Here is an 18461-nt window from a genome sequence, read left to right as displayed (position 1 = left end):
TTCTCGCTGCTAGCCGTCGCGATCGTCTGGCTCGGGGCGATGCGCCCGCGTCCGCGGGGCCGCGGGAGCCGGCACGGTCTTGCTCGTCTGCGTCACCACCGGGTGCGGCTGTGGCTTGCGACTCACCAGGCGATCGATCTGCACCAACGGCCAGCTCAGCCCGGTGCCGATCCAGCCGGCGACCCGCGAGTGCGCGAGGTCGTCGAGCCAGCTGTAGATGACCGGCGTGGCGACCAGGGTGAGCAGCAGCGACAGCGTCTGGCCGCCGGCGATGACCGAGCCCATCGCACGGTTGGTGCCCGAGCCCGCGCCGCTCGAGACCAGCAGCGGGACCATGCCGGCGACGAACGCGATCGTCGTCATGAGGATGGGCCGCAGTCGATCGCGGTTGCCGATCATCACGGCGTCGGCGCGGGAGAGGCCCTTGCGACGCAGCGTCCGCATGTGATCGATCTGCAGGATCGAGTTCTTCTTCACCACGCCGAACAACACCATCACGCCGAGCATCGAGTAGAGGTTCAGCGACTGTCCGAGCACGAGCAGCGAGAACACCGCGAACGGCAGCGTCAGCGGTAGCGAGGCCATGATCGTGACGGGCAGCAGCCAGCTCTCGAACTGCGCCGCGAGCACCAGGTACATGAAGGTGAACGACAGGATCACCGCCACCAAGAAGCTCTGCATCGCGCGACCGAGCTCGCGCGATCGACCATAGAGCTGGCCGCGGTAGCCGGGCTCGAGGTCGAGCTCGACGCGGATGCGCTCGAGCGCGTCGATGATGTCTTGCTCCGAAGAGCCGGGCAGGGTGTTGATGAAGATCGTCGCTTGCCGCTCGCGGCCGAAGTGGGTGATGACCGCCGGGCCGGTGGTCTCCTCGATGGTCGCGACGTCGGACAGTCGCACCGGACGTCCGGTCTGCGACGCCACCGTCATCTGGGCGATCTGCTCGGGCCGACCGCGCGCGCCGAGCTCGGCACGGACGATGACGTCGTAGCGCTCGCCCGACTCGCTGAAGTCGCTGACCGCGAGGCCACCGACCAGCAGACGCAACGCGTTGGCGACCTCGGCGATCGAGACCCCGAGGTCGGCGGCGCGCCGACGGTCGACCCGGACCGCATACGCCGGGCGGCCGGTGATGAGCGACGTGCTGGCCTCGCTCACGCCGGGGATCTCCCGCACGCGGCGCAGCATCTCCTGCGTGTACTCGTCGAGCTTCGCGATGTCGGGGCCCGAGATGATGTACTGCACCGGTGCGGCCTGCTGGCCGGAGCCGCCGAACGGGGCGATCGGCGAGATCAGCACGGTCACGTCGTCGGGCAGCACGCCCGCGAGCACCTCCTCGCGGACCTTCACGATGAACTCGTCCTGCGAGAGCTCGCGCTGGTCGGCCGGGATCATGCGAACGTACAGCGAAGCCTGGTTGGGCCCGCGACCCGACAGGTCACCTGCGGGTGCGCCGACGGTGAGCACGGTGGTCGTGACCTCGGGCTGGGTCTTCACCGCCCGCGCCAGGCGTTCACCGAACAGCGCGGTCTGAGCCAGCGCGGTGCCCTCGGGGGCGCGGATCGTGATCTCGAAGCGCGACTCGTCCTCGTTCGGCAGGAAGTTCTTCGGCGTGGCCTTGATGAGCGGGCCCAGCGAGGCCATGGCCGCGACCAGCACGATCGCGACCGCCCAGCGATAGCGCATCGACCACGCCAACAGGCGCAGGTAGCCGGTCTCGAGCAAGCGATAGAAGCGACCGTTGTGCTCCTGGTGGCCGCCGGCGGCGAGCACTTGCGCGACCGTGCGCTCACCTCGGGCCCACGCGCGGAACTCCGCCCGCTCGAGCTTGCGATCGCCCGGGGCCGGGTCGGGGATGAAGCCCATGTCGTCGTCGTCGAGCGGCACCGTGACCGCAGCGGCGACGGGATGGCCGACGTCGTGGGGTGCCATCGGTGCGGCCTCGCCGGCGGGGTGCTGCGGACGCACGGGCCCCTTGAGCCAGCGCGCACACAACATCGGCGTCAGCGTGAACGACACGAACATCGACACCAGGATCGAGAACGACATCGTGAAGCCGAAGCTGCCCATGAAGCGGCCGATGATGCCGCTCATGAACGCGATCGGCAGGAACACCGCGATCAGCGACAGCGAGGTCGCCAGCACCGCGAGCCCGATCTCCTGGGTCGCCACGACCGCAGCACGACTGGGGGAGTAGCCCTTCTCCTCGATGAACCGCACGATGTTCTCGAGCACCACGATCGCGTCGTCGATGACGATACCGACCGACAGCGTGAGGCCCAGCAGCGTGATCATGTTGAGCGTGAGGCCCAGCGCGTTGATCAGCGTGAAGGTCGAGATGATGGAGATGGGGATCGCCAGCGCCGCGATGATGGTCGAGCGACCGTTGCGCAGGAACGCCAACACCACCAGCGCCGCGAAGATCGAGCCGATGACGAGGTGCTCCTCGACGGCGTGGATGGAGTTCGAGATGAACTCGCTCTCGTCGCGCACGATCTCGAGCCGATAGCTCGGCGGGATCTCGCGCTCGACCTCGGCGATGCGCTCGCGCAGGGCCTCGACCACCGCGACGGTGTTGGCGCCCGACTGCTTGCGCACGTTCAGCACGACCACCGACTCGCCGTCGATGGTGGCGAACGACTCCGGGTCGCGGCCGACGTCACGCACCGCCGCGACGTCGCGGATGCGGATGACGGTGCCACCGCGCAGCGCCACCGGGATGGCCTCGAACTCGCGGGGATCGGCGATGCGGCCGGCCACGCGCAGCTGCAGTGTGCGCTCGCCCTGGTCGACGTTGCCGCCGGGAATCTCGACATTCTCGGCTGCCAGCGCGCGCTGGACGTCGCGCACGGTGAGGTCGACGCCGGCCAGCTTGCGCGGATCGACCACCACCTGGATCTCGCGCTCACGGCTGCCCGAGAGCGAGATGCCACCGACGCCGCCGAGCGACTCGATGCGTCGGCGGATGACGCGGTCGGCGTAGTCGGTGACCTCGAGCAGCGAGCGGGTGCTGCGGACGGCGACCAACATGACCGGCGCCGCGTCGGGATCGATGCGCTCGACCCGGGGCTGCTCGACACCCTCGGGCAGCGTCGAGACCACGCGGGCGACGCGGTCGCGGACCTCCTCGGAGGCCTCGCCGAGGCTCTTCTCGAGGTCGAAGCGCGCCATCACGACGCTGAAGCCCTCGTACGAGTTCGAGGTCAGCTCGTCGAGACCGGCGATCGAGTTCAGCTGCTCTTCGATGCGCTCGGTGACTTCGGTCTCGATCTGCTCCGGCGACGCGCCGGGCAATACCGTGGTCACCACGATCGCGGGAAAGTCGATCTTGGGGAATCGGTCGACGCCGAGCTCCGAGACGCTGGCGATGCCGAACACCGAGAGTGCGAGCACCAGCACCCACGTGAACACGGGGTGCCGAACACAGATGCGTGCGAGCCACTGCATGATTCGGTTCCTACTCCGCGTCCAGCACGTTCACCGCGACGCCATCGCCCAGCTTGTCGAAGCCGTCGATCGCCACGCGTTCGCCCTCGCCGAGGCCCTCGGCGATGATGATCTTGTCGCCGACGCGATCGGCGATCGAGACCACACGCTCGGTGATGCTGCTGCCGTTGACGACGAACACCCGCGACACGCCCGCGGCGGTACGGACCGCTTCGGCGGGCAGCTCGCTCACGGTCTGCCGCTCGCCGGTCTGCAGCCGTGCGGTGGCGAACAGGCCTGGGCGCAGCACGCCGTCGTCGTTGGGTACCACCGCCTCGACGGTGAGCGCACGGGTGTTGCGCTCGACCGACGCACTGACGTAGCGCACGGTGGCTTCGAAGGTACGCTCGGCGATCGCGTCGATGCGCAGTGTCACCTTCTGACCGGGCTGTACCTGCTGCAGGTGCTGCTGCGGGACCGCGAGCTCGATGCGTAGCGGCTGCACGCGGACCAGGTGCACCAACGCGGTCTGCGGCGAGACGTACTCGCCGACCGAGACCAGGCGGTCGGCGATCTCGCCCGCGAACGGGGCTCGCACCAGCGCCTCGTCGCGCTGGGTCTGCGCCTGCTCGAGCGAGGTCTTGGCGGCGGAGACCGCGGCGACCTGCGCGCGCGCGGAGTTCAGCGCGCTCTGGTAGCGGTCCTGTGCCGACGCCGCGCGCGTGCGGAGCTGATCGAGATCGCTGGCCGAGACCGCGCCGCTGGTGACGAGCTTCTCGCTGCGCTCGAGCTCGCTCTGTGCCAGCTTGGCCTCGGCCTTGGCCGCCTGCACGTCGGGCAGGGTCTCGGGCGAGGGGGCGCCGCCGTTGGCCTTGATGCCGAGGCGCGCGCGCGCCTGTGCGAGCTGGTCCCGCGCGGCCTTGGCCGCGAGCTCGTAGTCGACGTCGCGCAGGCGGATGAGCGGCGCGTCGGCCTCGACCCGGCTGCCACGCTCCACGAAGACCTCGACCACGCGGCCCGAGACCACCGAAGTCACACGCGACTCTTCGTCGGCGAGCAGGGTACCGTCGAGCACGAGCTCGGCCGGGCGGATGATCTTGCGCACCGCCGCGACGTGGATGTCGACCGGCGCGGCCTCGTCGCGCTGGACCACCTCGGCGGTCTTCGCCTTGGTGCAGCCGCCGAGCGGGAGGATGAGCGTCGTCAGCAGAGCTGCGCTCGCGAGGGTGAACGTGCGTGTCATGTTCCGGTTCGCCGTGAACGAGTCGTGGTTTGCGCGGCCCAGCGCGGGGCGCCGCGCCGGCCGGGGGCCAGCAGGTGCAGAATGGTCTCCGCGGCCGGGCGCGGTAGCGGATGGTGCGGCACGTCGATCGACAGGCCGCGGAAGAGGAACATCAGCAGTCGGCCGATCTCGTCGGCGTCGATGTTCGGATCGATGTCACCTTCGCGTTGCGCCCGCGCGATGAGGTCGCGAAGGCGGCGACGGAGGCGAACCATGTGCTTGCTCAGGCGCGCGCGGAGCTCGGGGGTGCCGACTTCGCCCTGGAAGACCGCATGCATCACGACCCGTACCGGGTCGGGCCCATCGAGCATCTCGCAGCGCCGCGTGATCGAGGCCGTGATGCGATCGATCGCCCGCTCGGTGGTGGGGGCCAGATCGGCGTCGATGCGCTCCATGACCTCGGCCACCAGCGCCTCGAACACGGCCTCCTTGCCGGCGAAGTAGTGGTACAGCAGGCCGTGGCTGAAGTTCGCCTCACGGGCGATGTCGGCCACCTTCGCGCGTGCGAGGCCCTTGGCTGCGAACACGCGCAGCGCCGCATCGAGGATGTGGCGGCGACGCACCTCACGGAGCTCGGCGTTCTCTTTGGTGGAGCGGGGCATGGCGCGGGGGTTTTTGGTTGAACGGTCAGTCAATCCTTAGCGTAGCGACGCTGCCCGTCAAGTCGCGCTCGTGCCGCGTGACGAGGTACGGAGGTGAGCGACCGGATGTTTCGTGCGCCGATACCGGACGGTTCCCGTGCGCGCGGGCCTTCGAGCGGGGCGCTGCGGTCGCGCGTCGGGTCACCGGCCGCTGGCACCGCGCCGGCTGAACCACGGGCATCCGTAGTCGCCCGCCCGCCACCGCCCGACGAGGTGAGCCGTCGCGTGTGTGATCGCATGGCCGCGTGCCCGGCGGGTAGTACACTGCCCGCGCAGATGGAACAGCCCTACGTCGATCCACGGCTCGATCTCGAGGACGAGATCCTGCGCCTCAAGCGGGAGCGCAACGCGGTGATCCTCGCGCACTACTACCAGGAGAGCGAGATCCAGGGCTTGGCGGACTTCATCGGCGACTCGCTGCAGCTGGCCCAGGCCGCGCGCGACACCACCGCCGACGTCATCGTGTTCTGCGGCGTCCACTTCATGGCCGAGACCGCGAAGATCCTCAATCCCACGCGGACGGTGCTCTTGCCCGACCTCGACGCGGGTTGCTCGCTCGCCAGCGGCTGCCCCGGCGATCGGTTCAAGGCCTGGCGCGAGCGCCACCCGGGTGCGGTCGCCATCAGCTACATCAACTGCACCGCCGAGGTGAAGGCCGCCAGCGACATCATCTGCACCTCGTCGAACGCAGTGAAGGTGGTGAACTCGGTGCCCGAGGGCACACCGATCCTGTTCGCACCCGACCGCAACCTCGGCCGCTGGCTCATGCAGCAGACCGGCCGCGAGATGATCCTGTGGCCGGGCTCGTGCATCGTGCACGAGACCTTCAGCGAGCGAAAGCTGATCGCGCTCAAGGCCGAGCACCCGACCGCCCAGGTCATCGCGCACCCCGAGTGCGAGCCGCAGGTGCTGGCGATGGCCGACTTCATCGGCTCGACCACGAGGCTGCTCGAGTACGCCGTGAACTCGCCGCACGCCACATTCATCGTCGTGACCGAGGCCGGCATCCTCACACAGATGACCAAGCAGGCCCCGCACAAGACCTTCGTGCCCGCGCCGCCGCAGGCCCAGTGCGCGTGCAACGAGTGCCCCTTCATGCGGCTCAACACGCTCGAGAAGCTCTACGTGTGCCTGCGTGACATGTCGCCCGAGCTCGACATGCCGGTCGCGCTGCGCGAGGCCGCCAAGGCGCCGATCGACCGCATGCTCGCGCTGTCGTAGCGGCGCCGTCGATGCAAAGTGGGCCGCGCGCTGCCGGCGTCCCACCGTGATTGGTCAGTGGGCGATGTCGGCGGCCTGCGACTGCGTGAGCACGGTACACGAGCCGAGCCCACACGACGTCTTGTACGACGCCTGCCGCTCACAGCCGCGTGCACCCCACGTGGCGTTCTTCACGCCCATGAACTTGTGATCGTCGCTGATCTTGGTGAGCTCGATGCTCGCCTCTTCACATTGTAGATCGTAGCCCGCCTGATGCCGGACCTTGTCCTCCGCGCCCGCGCTCGCGCACGCACCGAGCACGACCAACAGACCTCCAAGCAACCACTCTCGCGTCTTCATCACGGATCCTCCGCGCGGGTCGTCCCGCTGCGGCAACCCGGGTCGGCTCGCGATGGCGCTTCGTTGCACCCTTCGCGTCGATGCATCGCACGGACATGACCGGCTGACGCATCGTCGACTCCGCGACCGACGTGAGCGCTGGCTACGTGACCCAGCGGGAGAACCGTGCCCGAGCCGGGCCCGCCGGTCCGTGCCGTCCGCGAGGGTCGTCGTCAGCCCGGGCCGGCGGGTCGCTCGCCCACGGCATCGTGCACGAGGTGCACCGTGCGGGTCGGGAACGCGAACGAGCTGCCCGCGCGCTCGACCACGCCCATGAACGCCAGCAGCACGTCCTCGCGCAGCGCGACGAACTCGTTCCAGTCCGAGGTCGCGAACCACACCATGATCTCGAGGTCGAGCGACGAGGCGCCGAAGCCGACGAAGCGGACCATGATGTTGTCCTTCCACGTCTTGGGGTGCTCGGCGAGGATCGTGCGCAGGCCCTCGAGCATCTCGCGGATCTGCGCCTCGGTGGTGCCGTAGGTGAGGCCGAGCGTGCACGCCAGGCGCAGGCGATCGCGGGCAGCCAAGGTCTCGAGTCGCATGTCGGCGAGCTTGCCGTTGGGGATCGTGATGACGGTACGATCGAGGGTGCGAAACCGGGTCGATCGCAGGCCGATGGCCTCGACGGTGCCGACGAAGTCCTCGACCCGCACGAAGTCGCCCTCGCGGAAGGGCTGATCGGCCCCGATCGCGAACGCACCGATGAGGTTCTCGAAGCTCTTCTGCGCGGCCAGAGCGACCGCGAGACCGCCGATGCCGAGGCCCGCGAGCAGGCTCGCGATGGGGTAGTCGAGCTTGGCGAACACCGCGACGATCGCGAGCGCACCGACCACGACCTTGACGATGCGAGAGGCCAGCGGCAGCAGGGCCTTGGTGCCGCTGCGCGCCGCGGCCCAGCTGGAGCGGTTGACCATGTCGGCGAGGAGATCGACCGCGCGCAGCGCCCCCCAGAACACCAGCAGCACCAGCACCGCGCCGAAGATCTCGTGCATCAGCGCCTCCGGGCGCGGCAGCAGCGACAGCAGCGGCAGCGTCACGCGGCACACCGCCAGCGTCCACAGCAGCGTGAGCGGGCCAGAGAACCGCCGTAGCAGCATGTCGTCGGCCTCGGTCCGCGTGCGCGCGACCAGCGGTCCGACCATGCGTCGCGTGATGCGGCCCAGCGCCCAGCCGGCGAACCACGCCAACGCGAGCCAGCCCGGCAGCGCGAGCCACTGCCAGTACGCGAGGCCGCCCCAGCCGGTGCGCAGCAGCGGCTCGGGCAAGTTGTCGATCAGCCAGCGATCGTGCAGCGACTCGTACCACGCATCGACGTTCTGCACGGTCTTGCGCGAGAACACCCAGCGTGGGGTCCCGCGGCTGCGACGCTGCAGCAGCACGTCGACCGCCTCGGCCTCGTCGCCGCCCTCGGGGACGATCTCCCCGATGCGCTCGACCGTGCGCGGCAGGCCGTCGGCAACATCGCCCTCGGGCTTGCCCGACAGCAGCTCGGGGTTGATCGAGGCGGACCGCGACAGCACCGCGTGCAGCCGTCGCGCGAGCTCGGGGCCCTGAGCTGCGTCGCCACGCCCGAGATCGACATAGGCAGCAGCCTCCTCGAACTCGCCGCGATCGCCCAGCTCGAGGAACGCGTCGACGACCGCCTGCGGCGAGTCGGGCGCGGCGATCGGCTCCTGCTCCGCCTTCTCGGACGGGGTCGCCGGGGTCGCGGGGCCCGCATGGGCGTGGCCAGCGAGCGCGAACGCGAACGCGAACGCCATCGACATCGTGCGCCACGGCGAGAACCCGCGCGTGGACCCACGGCCCTGCGAGCGATGCGTTGCGAGTGTGCGGCGAAGCTTGCTCGAACCCCCCATCGTGGGCCGAGGTGTATCACCGACGACGCGTCGTTGCCCCCGTCGAGGTCGAGAAATCCCGCGATCGACCCAAACGATGTGCCGCCGGCGCCCGCTCGAAACCATCCCCGCGTGCGGGGGCCATCACCACAGCCGTTCGAACGTCATCGTGCCGAGCGAGCCGGGGCCCAGGATGTGGTCGTCGGTCGACGCGATGACGCTGATCGGCAGCGGTGGCAGCTGCAGCGCGCCATCCATCGTGAAGTCGTGGTCGCTCCGGGTGCCGCCGTCGTAGGGGTGCAGGTCGACGACGAGGGTCTGCACCCACGCGCCGTCGACGAACAGCGACAGGCCGTCGACACCGATGAACAGATCGGGGCTCGGTCCCAGCATGCTCACCAGCGTCACGCGGGAGAAGGCCTGCGTGACGTCGATCTCGACCTCGGGCTCGCCGCAGCCGGGCACGTCGGTCGCGGGCGGACAAAACCACTGCTGCCAGCTGAGTGCGGCGTCGGCATGGCCGCCGTCGATCGCAGCCTGGACCTCGTCCATCAACACCAGCGTCAGGCCGCTCTCGGCCATCTGGACCATGCCCGGGCTCGCGAGCGCACCGAGCTCCCAGAAATCCGCGCCGTCGTCGTGGGTCGCGCCGCCGAGCCACGAGAAGTGCGCGTACTCGGGCACCAAGCTGGGATCCGTGCCGGGGTGGGTGCGCTCCGACCATGTGTTGTCGATGCGAATGCGATAGTGCGCGAGCTCGGCGGGCGGCGACGCGGTGGTCGACGACGACCCGTCGGGGTCGCTCGTCTCGCCGTTGCTGCCGCTGCTGTCATTGCTGCCGTCGGAGCCGTCGGTGGCGTGCACGCCCGTGCTGCCCTCGGCGTCGGAGCCCCTGGTGGTGCCGGCGCCGTCGGTGCCATCGCCAGTGCTGGCATCGGGCGGCGTGGTGGCGCCGGACTCGGCGTTCGTGGCCGAGGGGTCGAGCGCGTCGCCGCCGAGCTCACCCGTGCTCTGCGGCTCGGACTGCGCGACCGTGCCGTCCACGAGCGGCACGCAGGCTGCGAGCACGAGCACGCCGACGAGCGTCGATGATCGCGCCACGTCCACCGCCATGGTGTTGCACGCGTGTAACCGTGATCGCGCCGAGGGCAGGATCGCACCGCTCGCCGTGAGCGTGCTCGTGTTCGCGGGGTCGATTGCTGCGCCGGCTTTCGACTGCGGTCGGTAACCTCGCGGGCCCCGATGACGAATGCGTCCCACGTGCCGCCTCCTCGCGCGCTCACGCAGGCCTTCGCCGACGATCCCCGCGCGAGCTACCAAGCGGTGCGCTCGGCCACCTCGGCGCTGACCGCAGGTCTGTCGCCCGAGGACATGCAGATCCAGTCGATGCCGGACGCCAGCCCGGTGAAGTGGCACCTCGCCCATACCGCGTGGTTCTTCGAGACCTTCGTGCTGCGGCCCCACGTGCCGCGCTACCGACCGCTCGATGAACGCTACGCCGCGCTGTTCAATTCCTACTACGTGTCGGTCGGTCCGGCCCATCCGCGGCCGTCCCGCGGCGTGCTCTCGCGTCCGGGTCTCACCGATGTGCTGGCGTTCCGCGCCCACGTCGACGACGCGATCGATCGGGCGCTCGCGGCCGGCACGTTGCCGCCTGCAGTGCTCGCGATCGTGGAGCTGGGGCTGCACCACGAGCAGCAGCATCAGGAGCTGATCCTCACCGATCTGCTGCATGCGTTCGCGTGCAACCAGATCGCGCCGGTGTACCGCGAACAGCCGACGCGGCCAGCGGTCGCGACGACACCGCTGCGATGGCTGCCCGACGACGGCGGCGTGGTCGAGATCGGCCATGACGGCCGCGGCTTCGCCTTCGACAACGAGGGCCCGCGTCACCGCGCGTTCTTGCAGCCGTTCGCGCTGGCCTCGCGGCTGGTGACCAACGGCGAGTTCCTCGCATTCGTCGAGGACGGCGGCTATCGCCGGCCCGAGCTGTGGCTGTCGATCGGCTACGACACCGTGATGACGCACGGCTGGGACGCGCCCGCGTACTGGCGCGCGACCGGTGATGGCTTCGAGGAGTTCACGCTCGCCGGCCAGCGCCCGCTCGAGCTCGCGGCGCCGGTGACCCACGTCAGCTACTTCGAGGCCGATGCCTATGCACGCTGGGCCGACGCACGCCTGCCGACCGAGCAGGAGTGGGAGTCGATCGCGGCGGGCGCTCCGATGGTCGGTAACTTCGTCGAGGTGGGCGGGTTGCATCCGTGCCCCGTGACGGATTGCGACACCGCGACCTCGCTTCCCGCCCAGCTGTTCGGCGATGCCTGGGAGTGGACTGCCAGCGCGTATGGGGGCTACCCCGGATACCGCGCGCCCGCCGGTGCACTCGGCGAGTACAACGGAAAATTCATGTGCAACCAGTTCGTGCTGCGTGGTGGATCTTGTGTCACACCGGGCTCGCACGTCCGCCCGACGTACCGCAACTTCTTCGACCCGGCTGCACGCTGGCAGTTCTCGGGCATTCGACTCGTGAGGGATCCATGACACGTCCAGCATCGCCCCGCACCGCGCGGCAAGGCCTCGACCGCGACGACGCGTTCGCCGACTCCACGGCGGTGCTCGATCAAGAGCCCGCCAACGCGCTCGCCGGTGTCGACCGCTTCCGTGCGCTCGTGCTCGAGGGGCTCGCGCGGCCCGACAAGCGCCTGCCGACCGAGTTCTTCTACGACGAGCGCGGCTCGGCGCTGTTCGACGCGATCTGCGATCTGCCCGAGTACTACGTCACTCGCACCGAGCTGGCGCTGATGGCCGAGTACGCCGGCGCGATGGCCGATGCGATCGGCCCCGGCGCGAGCATCATCGAGCTCGGCAGCGGCAGCTCGACCAAGAGCCGGCTGCTGCTCGATGCGCTCGATCGGCCGCGCAGCTACGTCCCGGTCGACATCTCGCGCGAGCACCTCGAGGCCACCGCGGTCGGCCTGCGGCGACAGTACCCCGCGATCGAGATCCTCCCGGTCGCGGGCGACTTCATGCGACCGCTGCCGTTGCCCGCGGTGCCGGCCCCGCGGGTGGTCTACTTCCCCGGCTCGACGATCGGCAACTTCGAGCGCCCGCGGGCCATCGCCCTGCTCGAGAGCATGCGTCACATGGCCGGCCCCGGTGGTGCGGTGCTCATCGGCATCGACCTGATGAAGTCGCCGACCATCCTCGAGCCCGCCTACGACGACGCCGCCGGCGTGACCGCGGAGTTCAACCTCAACCTGCTGCATCGCATCAACCGCGAGCTCGGGGCTGACTTCGAGCCGATGCGCTTCCGCCACCGCGCGTTCGTCGACGATGCACAGTCGCGGGTGGTGATGACGCTGGTATCGACCTGCGCGCAGATCGTCACCGTCGCCGGGCAGCGGTTCCGCTTCCGCGACGGCGAGTCGATCGTCACCGAGTACTCGCACAAGTACCGGCCCCACGATTTCGCGCTGATGGCCCGCGCGGCGGGCCTGCGGGTCGATCGCGCGTGGACCGACGAGCGGCAGTGGTTCGCGGTCGAGCTGCTGCGCCCGGCCTGAGCACGGGCCGAAGGCTCGGCCGCGTGCGCCGTCGCTACTCGAACACCGGCACGCGCTTCTGCATCGAGGCGCTGACCGCCTCCATCTGCTCGGCGGTGCCGAGCAGGCCCAGCTGTAGCTCGGTCTCGAGCCGCAGCGCGTCGGCGGTCGACAGCTGCGGTGAGGTCGTGCACAGCTGCTTGGCGCTGCGCATCGCCGAGGGCGACGCGCCCGCGATGGTGCGCGCCAGCGCCAGTGCCTCGGCCAGCGGATCGTCGCACACGCGGGTGCCGAGCCCCAGGCGCACCGCCTCTTCGGCCTCGACCACGCGGCCGGTGTAGACCAGCTCGCGCGCCAGGTCGTCTCGCACCAGTCGGAGCAGCGTCTGCGACGCGGTCATGTCGGGCACGAGGCCGTAGCGGATCTCCATCACCGACAGCTGCGCGTCGCGGGCGAGCAGCCGCAGGTCGGCCGCGAGCGCCAGCTGCAGGCCGCCACCGAAGGTCGCGCCGTGCACCACCGCGATGACCGGCATCGAGAGCTCGGTCCAGATCCAGCACGCGCGCTGGGCGAGGTTGGCCGGGCTGTCGTCGTCGCGCAGCAACAGCTCGGCGCGGCGCGAGGCATCACCGCCGAGGAACGCCATCCAATCGAGCCCGGCGCAGAAGGCCTTGCCCTCGCCCGACAGCACCACCGCCCGCACGTCGCCGCGATCGCGCAGCGACAGCCCCGTGCGCACCAACGCGTCGAACATCGCGAAGTCGAGACCGTTGCGCTTGTCGGGGCGGTTCAGTCGCACGTGGGCGACGTGCTCGGTCACGGTGAGAAGGACGCGATCGGAACCGGACATGGCGCGCGATCGTAGCACCCCCAGGCGACGCCCCGAGCGATGCCCCGAGCGACACCCCAAACGACACCAGTGACACTGGCATCGCGAGCACCCACGCCCGGGCGTTGGGTTCGCAACGGCGCACTCGATGCACTACCATCGTGCTCACCTGCATGCGTCTGGTCGGATGGGCCCTGGTGGCGGCGGCGACGACGGTGGTCGGGACCACTGCGTGGGTCGTGGTCCGGCCGCGCACGACCACGCCGGCGGTGCGGGTCGAGCGACCCGCTCCGCCGCGGACGCCCGGCCCCGTGACGCCGCGTCCGAAGCCGCCCACGGTCGCATCCGAGGGGACGCCCGACGCGACGACAACCCAACCTCCGCCCGAGCTGCCCCACGAGATCCGTCTGCCACCGGGGCCCGGTGGTGGCGGCGAGATCGTGCTGACCACGTGCAAGCGTGATGCGGAGTGCAGTCCGTGGGAGCGCTGCAACGGGGGCTTCTGCGTCGACGGCGAGCACAACTGCGAGAAGGACGACGACTGCGGCGCCGCTGCGCGCTGCGAGCAATCGACCTGCCTGCCAGGTGTGCGCAGCTGCGGCGACGGACGAGCGTGCCCCGAGAGCGATCAGCTGTGCATGTTCGGGGCCTGTGTCGCGACCGCGGGCGAGTGCCTGCTCGACGTCGACTGCGGCGCGAGCAACGAGCGTCGCTGCGTGTTCGGTCGCTGCGTCGAGGGCGGTCGCGACTGCCTGCGCGATGCCGACTGCGCCGCCGGCAAGCGGTGCCAGTTCAATCGCTGCACCGAGGGCACGAGGCAGTGCATGGTCGATCGCGACTGCGGCGGCGAGCGTCGCTGCGAGATGGGCCGCTGCGCGACCGGCAAGCGCGAGTGCGAGCGCGATCTCGACTGCGAGGGCGAGGCGCGGTGCGAGTTCGGTCGCTGCCTCGGCGGCGCGCGCCACTGCTGGAAGGACGGCGATTGCCCCGGCGGCACCCGCTGCGAGGTCGGGGCGTGCCTGTCCGGCGACCGCGAGTGCGTCGTCGATGCTGGCTGCCCTTCGGGGGCGCGCTGCGTGCTGGGTCGCTGCAACGCAGGCTCGTAGCCTTGGCCGCGACACCAGTGGTTCCGTGCCACGAACGCATCGACGAGGGTGGGTGAGAACGCACGAGCGCCGTCCCACGCTCGCCACGCGCCGATGTGGCAGGCTCCAAGGGCCCCCATGAAGGCCCTGACGAAGACTTGGATTTCGCTCGCGCTCGTGCCCTTTGCCCCCGGCTGCGCCGACGATGGTGCCGCCGCCGACGAGGCCGGCGCGTCGTCGTCGTCGTCGAGTGACGGCGGCAGCGAGACCGCGACCACCACTGCATCGACCACGATGACGAGCGCGACGACCACGTCGGCCGACAGCTCGAGCAGCGCGGCCGACAGCTCGAGCGGCGTGGTGCCGATCGAGGTCGAGGCCGAGATCACCACCTACGACGGCCAGCCGATGGTCGCCGATCTCGTGCTGACGCTGAGCGCGGCCGGCTCGGCGAGCGTCGCACACGCCACCGATCAGGGCGTGGTGATCGCGGCGACCGAGGGCGGCGACGACACGCACCTGCACTTCCGCGTGCGTGGCCTGGCACCGGCGACCATGCACACGCTGCAGTTCGAGGTCGCGGCCACCGAGGGCGGCGCGGCTACGAGCGGTGAGGTCGAGTTCGAGACGCCGGCGGCGTTGAACGGCTTCGTCGGCGCCTTCGCGCTCGAGACCAGCGACGTCGAGCCTGCGCCGCTCTTTCGCATGTCGGACTGGAACCCGTGGCCGGCCGGCGACTTCGCGGGTGCGATCATGATCGATCCGGCCGGCATCACCCGCTGGTACCTCTCGGCGCCCACGACCCTGGTGGGTCCGCCGGCGGTGTGGGTGGCCGTGCGGCTGCGCGCCGACGGCACGATCCTCGGCATCAGCGGCGACACGTTCTGGATCCGCGACGAGCTCGGCAACGTGCTCACCGAGATCCACGCCGTCGACCTCGGGCTGCCGACGCTGCACCACGACGTCATCGAGCTGTCGAACGGCAACTTCATGGCCATCTCGCAGGACTTCCGCGACGTCGACTACCCCGACCTCGGCACCCGCTACACCGTCGGTGACACCATCGTCGAGTTCACCCTCGACGGCGATGTGGTGTGGAGCTGGAACTCGTTCGATCACCTCGATCCGCAGCGGCGCCGCGAGAACGGCGAGGACCTCATCGTCAATCCCGTCGATGGCGAGAGTGCGCTCGACTGGACCCATGCCAACGCGGTGTTGCTCGACGAGACCACCGGTGTGATCACGATGTCCCTGCGTCACCAGGACTGGATCATCGCGATCGACTACGCGACCGGCGACGTGCTGTGGCGCTTGGGTGACGAAGGCGACTTCGCCCTCGATGGTGGCGACACGTGGTTCTTCCACCAGCACGCGCCGCAGTGGCAGGACGACGGCACGCTGTTGCTGTTCGACAACGGCAACGGCAACCCGTACATCTCGCCGCTGGCGGTCGAGACCCGTGCGGTCCGCTACGCACTCGACGACGTCGGCATGACCGCGAGCGTGGCGTGGGAGGACGACGAGCCACCGTTCCAGGTGATCTTCGCCGGCGACGCCGATCGCATCGCCGGTGGCCACCTGCTGGTGACCGACGCCGCGATCTTCGGCGCCCAGGGCCAGGTCAACGCGCGCGTGCGCGAGCTCGACGAGAGCCACGACCCCACGCGCATCTGGTCGTTCACCACCCCCGACAACCGGTGGATCTACCGCACGACCGCCAACGATCGCCTCGTCGGCGTGGCGGCCCGCTGACGCATGCCCATCGATGTCGTGATCATCGGCGCCGGGCCGGCCGGCTGCGCGGCGGGCACGGTGGTCGCGCGCGCCGGCGCGCGCGTGATCGTGATCGATCGCGCGAGATTTCCGCGGCCGAAGACCTGCGGCGACGCGATCTCGAACCGCGCCGCCGAGCTGTTCGCGGAGTTCACTGGCGCACGCGATGCCGCGAGCGCGCTGGCGGCCGTGCCCCACGCACGGGTCGACACCGGCGTCGCGTTGCTGCCCGAGGCCGGTGCGATCGTCCGCAGCTTCGGCGCGCGGCCGGGCTACATCGTGCCGCGGCTCGCGTTGGACGACGCGCTGCGCGGCGGGCTCGAGCGCGCTGGCGCGGAGCTGCGCGAGGGGGTCCGCGCGACCGGGTTGCGCCGCATCGGCGCGCGCGTGACCGGGGTCGAGCTCGCCGGCGGCGAGTGCCTGCATGCCGACGTCGTGATCGCGGCGGACGGGCCGGGCTCGCTGGCCCAGAGCGCGCTCGGGCAGCCGTACCGTCGCGGCCGACACCTCGCGGTCGCGCTCACGGCGTACATGACGGGCGTGGAACCGGGCGCGTGGCCCGACGCCGCCGAGCACTTCTTCGAGCACGATCTGCGGGCGGGCTATGGCTGGATCTTCCCAGCTGTCGATGGCGTCGCGAACGTCGGCGTGTACCAGCGCGCGGATCGATTCCACGCCCACGGCCGCTCGTTGGTCGCGTTGTTCGAGGCGTTCAAGGCCACGCACCGCGATCGCTTCGCACACGCGCAGCTGGTCGGTCGCACGCGCAGCTGGGCGTTGCCGCTGGCGGTCCCACCGGCGCCGCACACCGTGCCCGGACTCTTGGTGGCCGGCGACGCCGGCTACAACGTCGACCCGCTCGCGGGCGAGGGTATCTGGCAGGCGCTGCACACCGGCATGCTCGCGGGTGAGGCCGCGCTGCACGGCGGCACCGCGGCCGCGCTCGCGCAGATGAAGCGGCGGCGCTTCGCCGACATCGCGGTGCCCAGCGCCATGCGGCTGGCGGTGCAGGACGCGATGGACGTGCTGGTCGGCAGCGGGATCTACCGGAGTCGGCTCGTGCGCGGGCTGCTGCAGCGGGGCTACGCGAGCGAGCGCCTCGAGGCGAGCAAGCGCCTGCGATGACGCGGTGCCCGATCGCACTGCGCTCGCCCCGGACAAGCCTCGACGAACGCGGTCCGAGCCGGCGTCGCCCGTGGTCGCGGGCATCGCCGGAACCTCGCGCGCCTCGGATCCAACCCAAGCGCACCCTCATGCGGACTCTCGTCGGATCGATCTGCTTGGTGCTTGGTGCGTGTGGCTCGACGGGTGGTTCGGGCGGCGGGAGCGAAGACGGCAGCAGCTCCGGCAGCTCCGGCTCCTCGGAGGCCGGGGCGAGCACTGCGGGTTCCTCCACCGAGGGTGGCGTGACCACCGGCGGCGCGACCACGGCCGAGCCCACCACGGCCGACACCACCGACGGCGCGGGCGACAGCGACGGCAGCTCGTCGGAGGACAGCGGCCCGCCGGCGGCGGGTTGCGACGTGGAGCTGCCCCTGGCGCCCGGCGACTACGAGCGCACGCTCGACTTCGACGGTGTCGAACGACGCTACTACCTCCACGTCTCGCCGACCGCCGAGTCCTCGGCGCCGCTCATCGTCAACATGCATGGCTTCCTGTCCAACCCGACGATGCAGTCGCAGTGGTCGCAGATGATCGACGCCGCCGATCCTCGCGGCATCGTCGTCGCCCATCCCGAGGGGTTGAACAACTCGTGGAACGCCGGTGCGTGCTGCGGCAACTCGTCGGCGGGCGGCGTCGACGATGTCGGTTTCATCCGCGCCGTGGTCGCCGACATCGCGTCGGCCGCGTGCGTCGACCCCCAGCGGATCTACGCCACGGGGCTGTCGAACGGCGGCTTCATGTCGAACCGCCTCGCCTGCGAGGCCGCGGATCTCTTCGCCGCCGTGGCGCCGGTGGTCGGGTCGCTCCAGATCCCCCTCGACACCTGCACACCCGAGCGACCGATGCCGGTGTTTGCCTTCAATGGCGTGCAGGATCCCCTGGTGCCGATCGCCGCCGCGAACGCGACGATCGATCGCTGGGTCGAGATCGACGGCTGCGATCCCGAGCCGATCGTCGAGGAGCTCGACGGCGGCAGCTGCCGCACGTGGACCGACTGCGACGGCGACGGCGACGTCCGCATGTGCACCCTCGATCCGATGGGCCACTGCTGGCCCGGCCGCACGCCGGAGATGTGCTACTCGTTCATCGGCCCCTACAGTGACACCGTCGACGCCACCGAGCGCATGCTCGATTTCTTTGCCGAGCACACGCTGCCCTGAGCGCGGCGGGGCTCACCCGTTCATCGGGTCGCCGAGCGCGTGGACGCGCGACGCCGGCCCCGAAGACGGAGCGCTCGGCATTCCTGCGTAGGCCGCGGGCTTGTTGGCGGCGTCGCGAGCGT

At 70.4% G+C, this 18461-nt stretch carries 14 protein-coding genes; 7 read left to right on the top strand and 7 right to left on the bottom strand.

Annotated features, from left to right (window positions below; translation table 11 throughout):
• Nucleotides 1-9: 9 nt before the first annotated feature.
• The 3 genes from IPH07_33880 to IPH07_33870 are packed head-to-tail and all read right to left on the bottom strand — an operon-like array spanning nucleotide 10 to nucleotide 5310.
• Nucleotides 10-3447, bottom strand: a complete 3438-nt coding sequence (locus IPH07_33880; protein ID MBK6922429.1) for an efflux RND transporter permease subunit — start codon at nucleotides 3445-3447, stop codon at nucleotides 10-12.
• A gap of 10 nt (nucleotides 3448-3457) precedes the next feature.
• Nucleotides 3458-4669, bottom strand: a complete 1212-nt coding sequence (locus tag IPH07_33875; GenBank protein ID MBK6922428.1) for an efflux RND transporter periplasmic adaptor subunit — start codon at nucleotides 4667-4669, stop codon at nucleotides 3458-3460.
• Entirely contained in the window at nucleotides 4666-5310 is a 645-nt protein-coding gene (locus IPH07_33870; protein MBK6922427.1) for a TetR/AcrR family transcriptional regulator, read from the bottom strand. Before IPH07_33870 ends, IPH07_33875 begins: the two co-directional genes overlap by 4 nt.
• Before the next feature lie 315 nt (nucleotides 5311-5625).
• On the opposite strand from IPH07_33870, the gene nadA reads away from it, so the two are divergent.
• A complete protein-coding gene (nadA, locus tag IPH07_33865) occupies nucleotides 5626-6570 on the top strand; it encodes a quinolinate synthase NadA (protein MBK6922426.1) in 945 nt (314 codons plus the stop codon).
• Nucleotides 6571-6624: 54 nt separating this feature from the next.
• Here nadA and IPH07_33860 read toward each other — a convergent pair whose 3' ends face one another.
• The 3 genes from IPH07_33860 to IPH07_33850 all read right to left on the bottom strand — a co-directional run bounded on the left by IPH07_33860 (nucleotide 6625) and on the right by IPH07_33850 (nucleotide 9899).
• On the bottom strand, nucleotides 6625-6909 hold the full coding sequence (locus IPH07_33860) for a hypothetical protein (protein ID MBK6922425.1): 285 nt from the start codon (nucleotides 6907-6909) through the stop codon (nucleotides 6625-6627).
• A 212-nt stretch (nucleotides 6910-7121) separates the two neighbouring features.
• A complete protein-coding gene (locus tag IPH07_33855) occupies nucleotides 7122-8711 on the bottom strand; it encodes a mechanosensitive ion channel family protein (protein MBK6922424.1) in 1590 nt (529 codons plus the stop codon).
• Between the two features lie 219 nt (nucleotides 8712-8930).
• A complete protein-coding gene (locus IPH07_33850) occupies nucleotides 8931-9899 on the bottom strand; it encodes a spondin domain-containing protein (GenBank protein ID MBK6922423.1) in 969 nt (322 codons plus the stop codon).
• 129 nt (nucleotides 9900-10028) lie between these two features.
• Between IPH07_33850 and IPH07_33845 the strand changes: the two genes are divergently transcribed.
• Both IPH07_33845 and egtD read left to right on the top strand, forming a co-directional pair.
• Nucleotides 10029-11327: an ergothioneine biosynthesis protein EgtB gene (locus IPH07_33845; protein ID MBK6922422.1), complete on the top strand. Its 1299-nt coding sequence runs from the start codon at nucleotides 10029-10031 to the stop codon at nucleotides 11325-11327.
• On the top strand, nucleotides 11324-12349 hold the full coding sequence (egtD, locus tag IPH07_33840; GenBank protein MBK6922421.1) for an L-histidine N(alpha)-methyltransferase: 1026 nt from the start codon (nucleotides 11324-11326) through the stop codon (nucleotides 12347-12349). The genes IPH07_33845 and egtD overlap by 4 nt, the downstream gene beginning before the upstream one ends.
• A gap of 34 nt (nucleotides 12350-12383) precedes the next feature.
• On the opposite strand, the gene IPH07_33835 is transcribed toward egtD, so the two are convergent.
• Complete coding sequence (locus IPH07_33835) at nucleotides 12384-13178, bottom strand: crotonase/enoyl-CoA hydratase family protein (GenBank protein ID MBK6922420.1); 795 nt, start codon at nucleotides 13176-13178, stop codon at nucleotides 12384-12386.
• A 152-nt stretch (nucleotides 13179-13330) separates the two neighbouring features.
• Between IPH07_33835 and IPH07_33830 the strand changes: the two genes are divergently transcribed.
• From IPH07_33830 to IPH07_33815, 4 genes are all read left to right on the top strand, one after another.
• Nucleotides 13331-14263 carry a hypothetical protein gene (locus IPH07_33830; protein ID MBK6922419.1) on the top strand — a complete coding sequence of 311 codons (933 nt, stop codon included), beginning with the start codon at nucleotides 13331-13333 and terminating at the stop codon, nucleotides 14261-14263.
• Between the two features lie 117 nt (nucleotides 14264-14380).
• Nucleotides 14381-15994: an aryl-sulfate sulfotransferase gene (locus IPH07_33825; GenBank protein ID MBK6922418.1), complete on the top strand. Its 1614-nt coding sequence runs from the start codon at nucleotides 14381-14383 to the stop codon at nucleotides 15992-15994.
• A gap of 3 nt (nucleotides 15995-15997) precedes the next feature.
• Nucleotides 15998-17140 carry a geranylgeranyl reductase family protein gene (locus IPH07_33820; protein ID MBK6922417.1) on the top strand — a complete coding sequence of 381 codons (1143 nt, stop codon included), beginning with the start codon at nucleotides 15998-16000 and terminating at the stop codon, nucleotides 17138-17140.
• 128 nt (nucleotides 17141-17268) lie between these two features.
• The gene (locus IPH07_33815) at nucleotides 17269-18339 is read left to right on the top strand and encodes a prolyl oligopeptidase family serine peptidase (GenBank protein MBK6922416.1); all 1071 of its coding nucleotides are present in this window, start codon (nucleotides 17269-17271) and stop codon (nucleotides 18337-18339) included.
• Nucleotides 18340-18461 lie beyond the last annotated feature (122 nt).

It is taken from the genome of Deltaproteobacteria bacterium (assembly GCA_016709225.1).
In the GTDB taxonomy this organism is placed as follows: Bacteria; Myxococcota_A; Polyangia; order Nannocystales; family Nannocystaceae; genus Xiheibacterium; species Xiheibacterium phototrophicum.
Note: the sequence above shows the minus strand (reverse complement) of the source record. Positions and strands in the feature narration are given on the sequence as shown.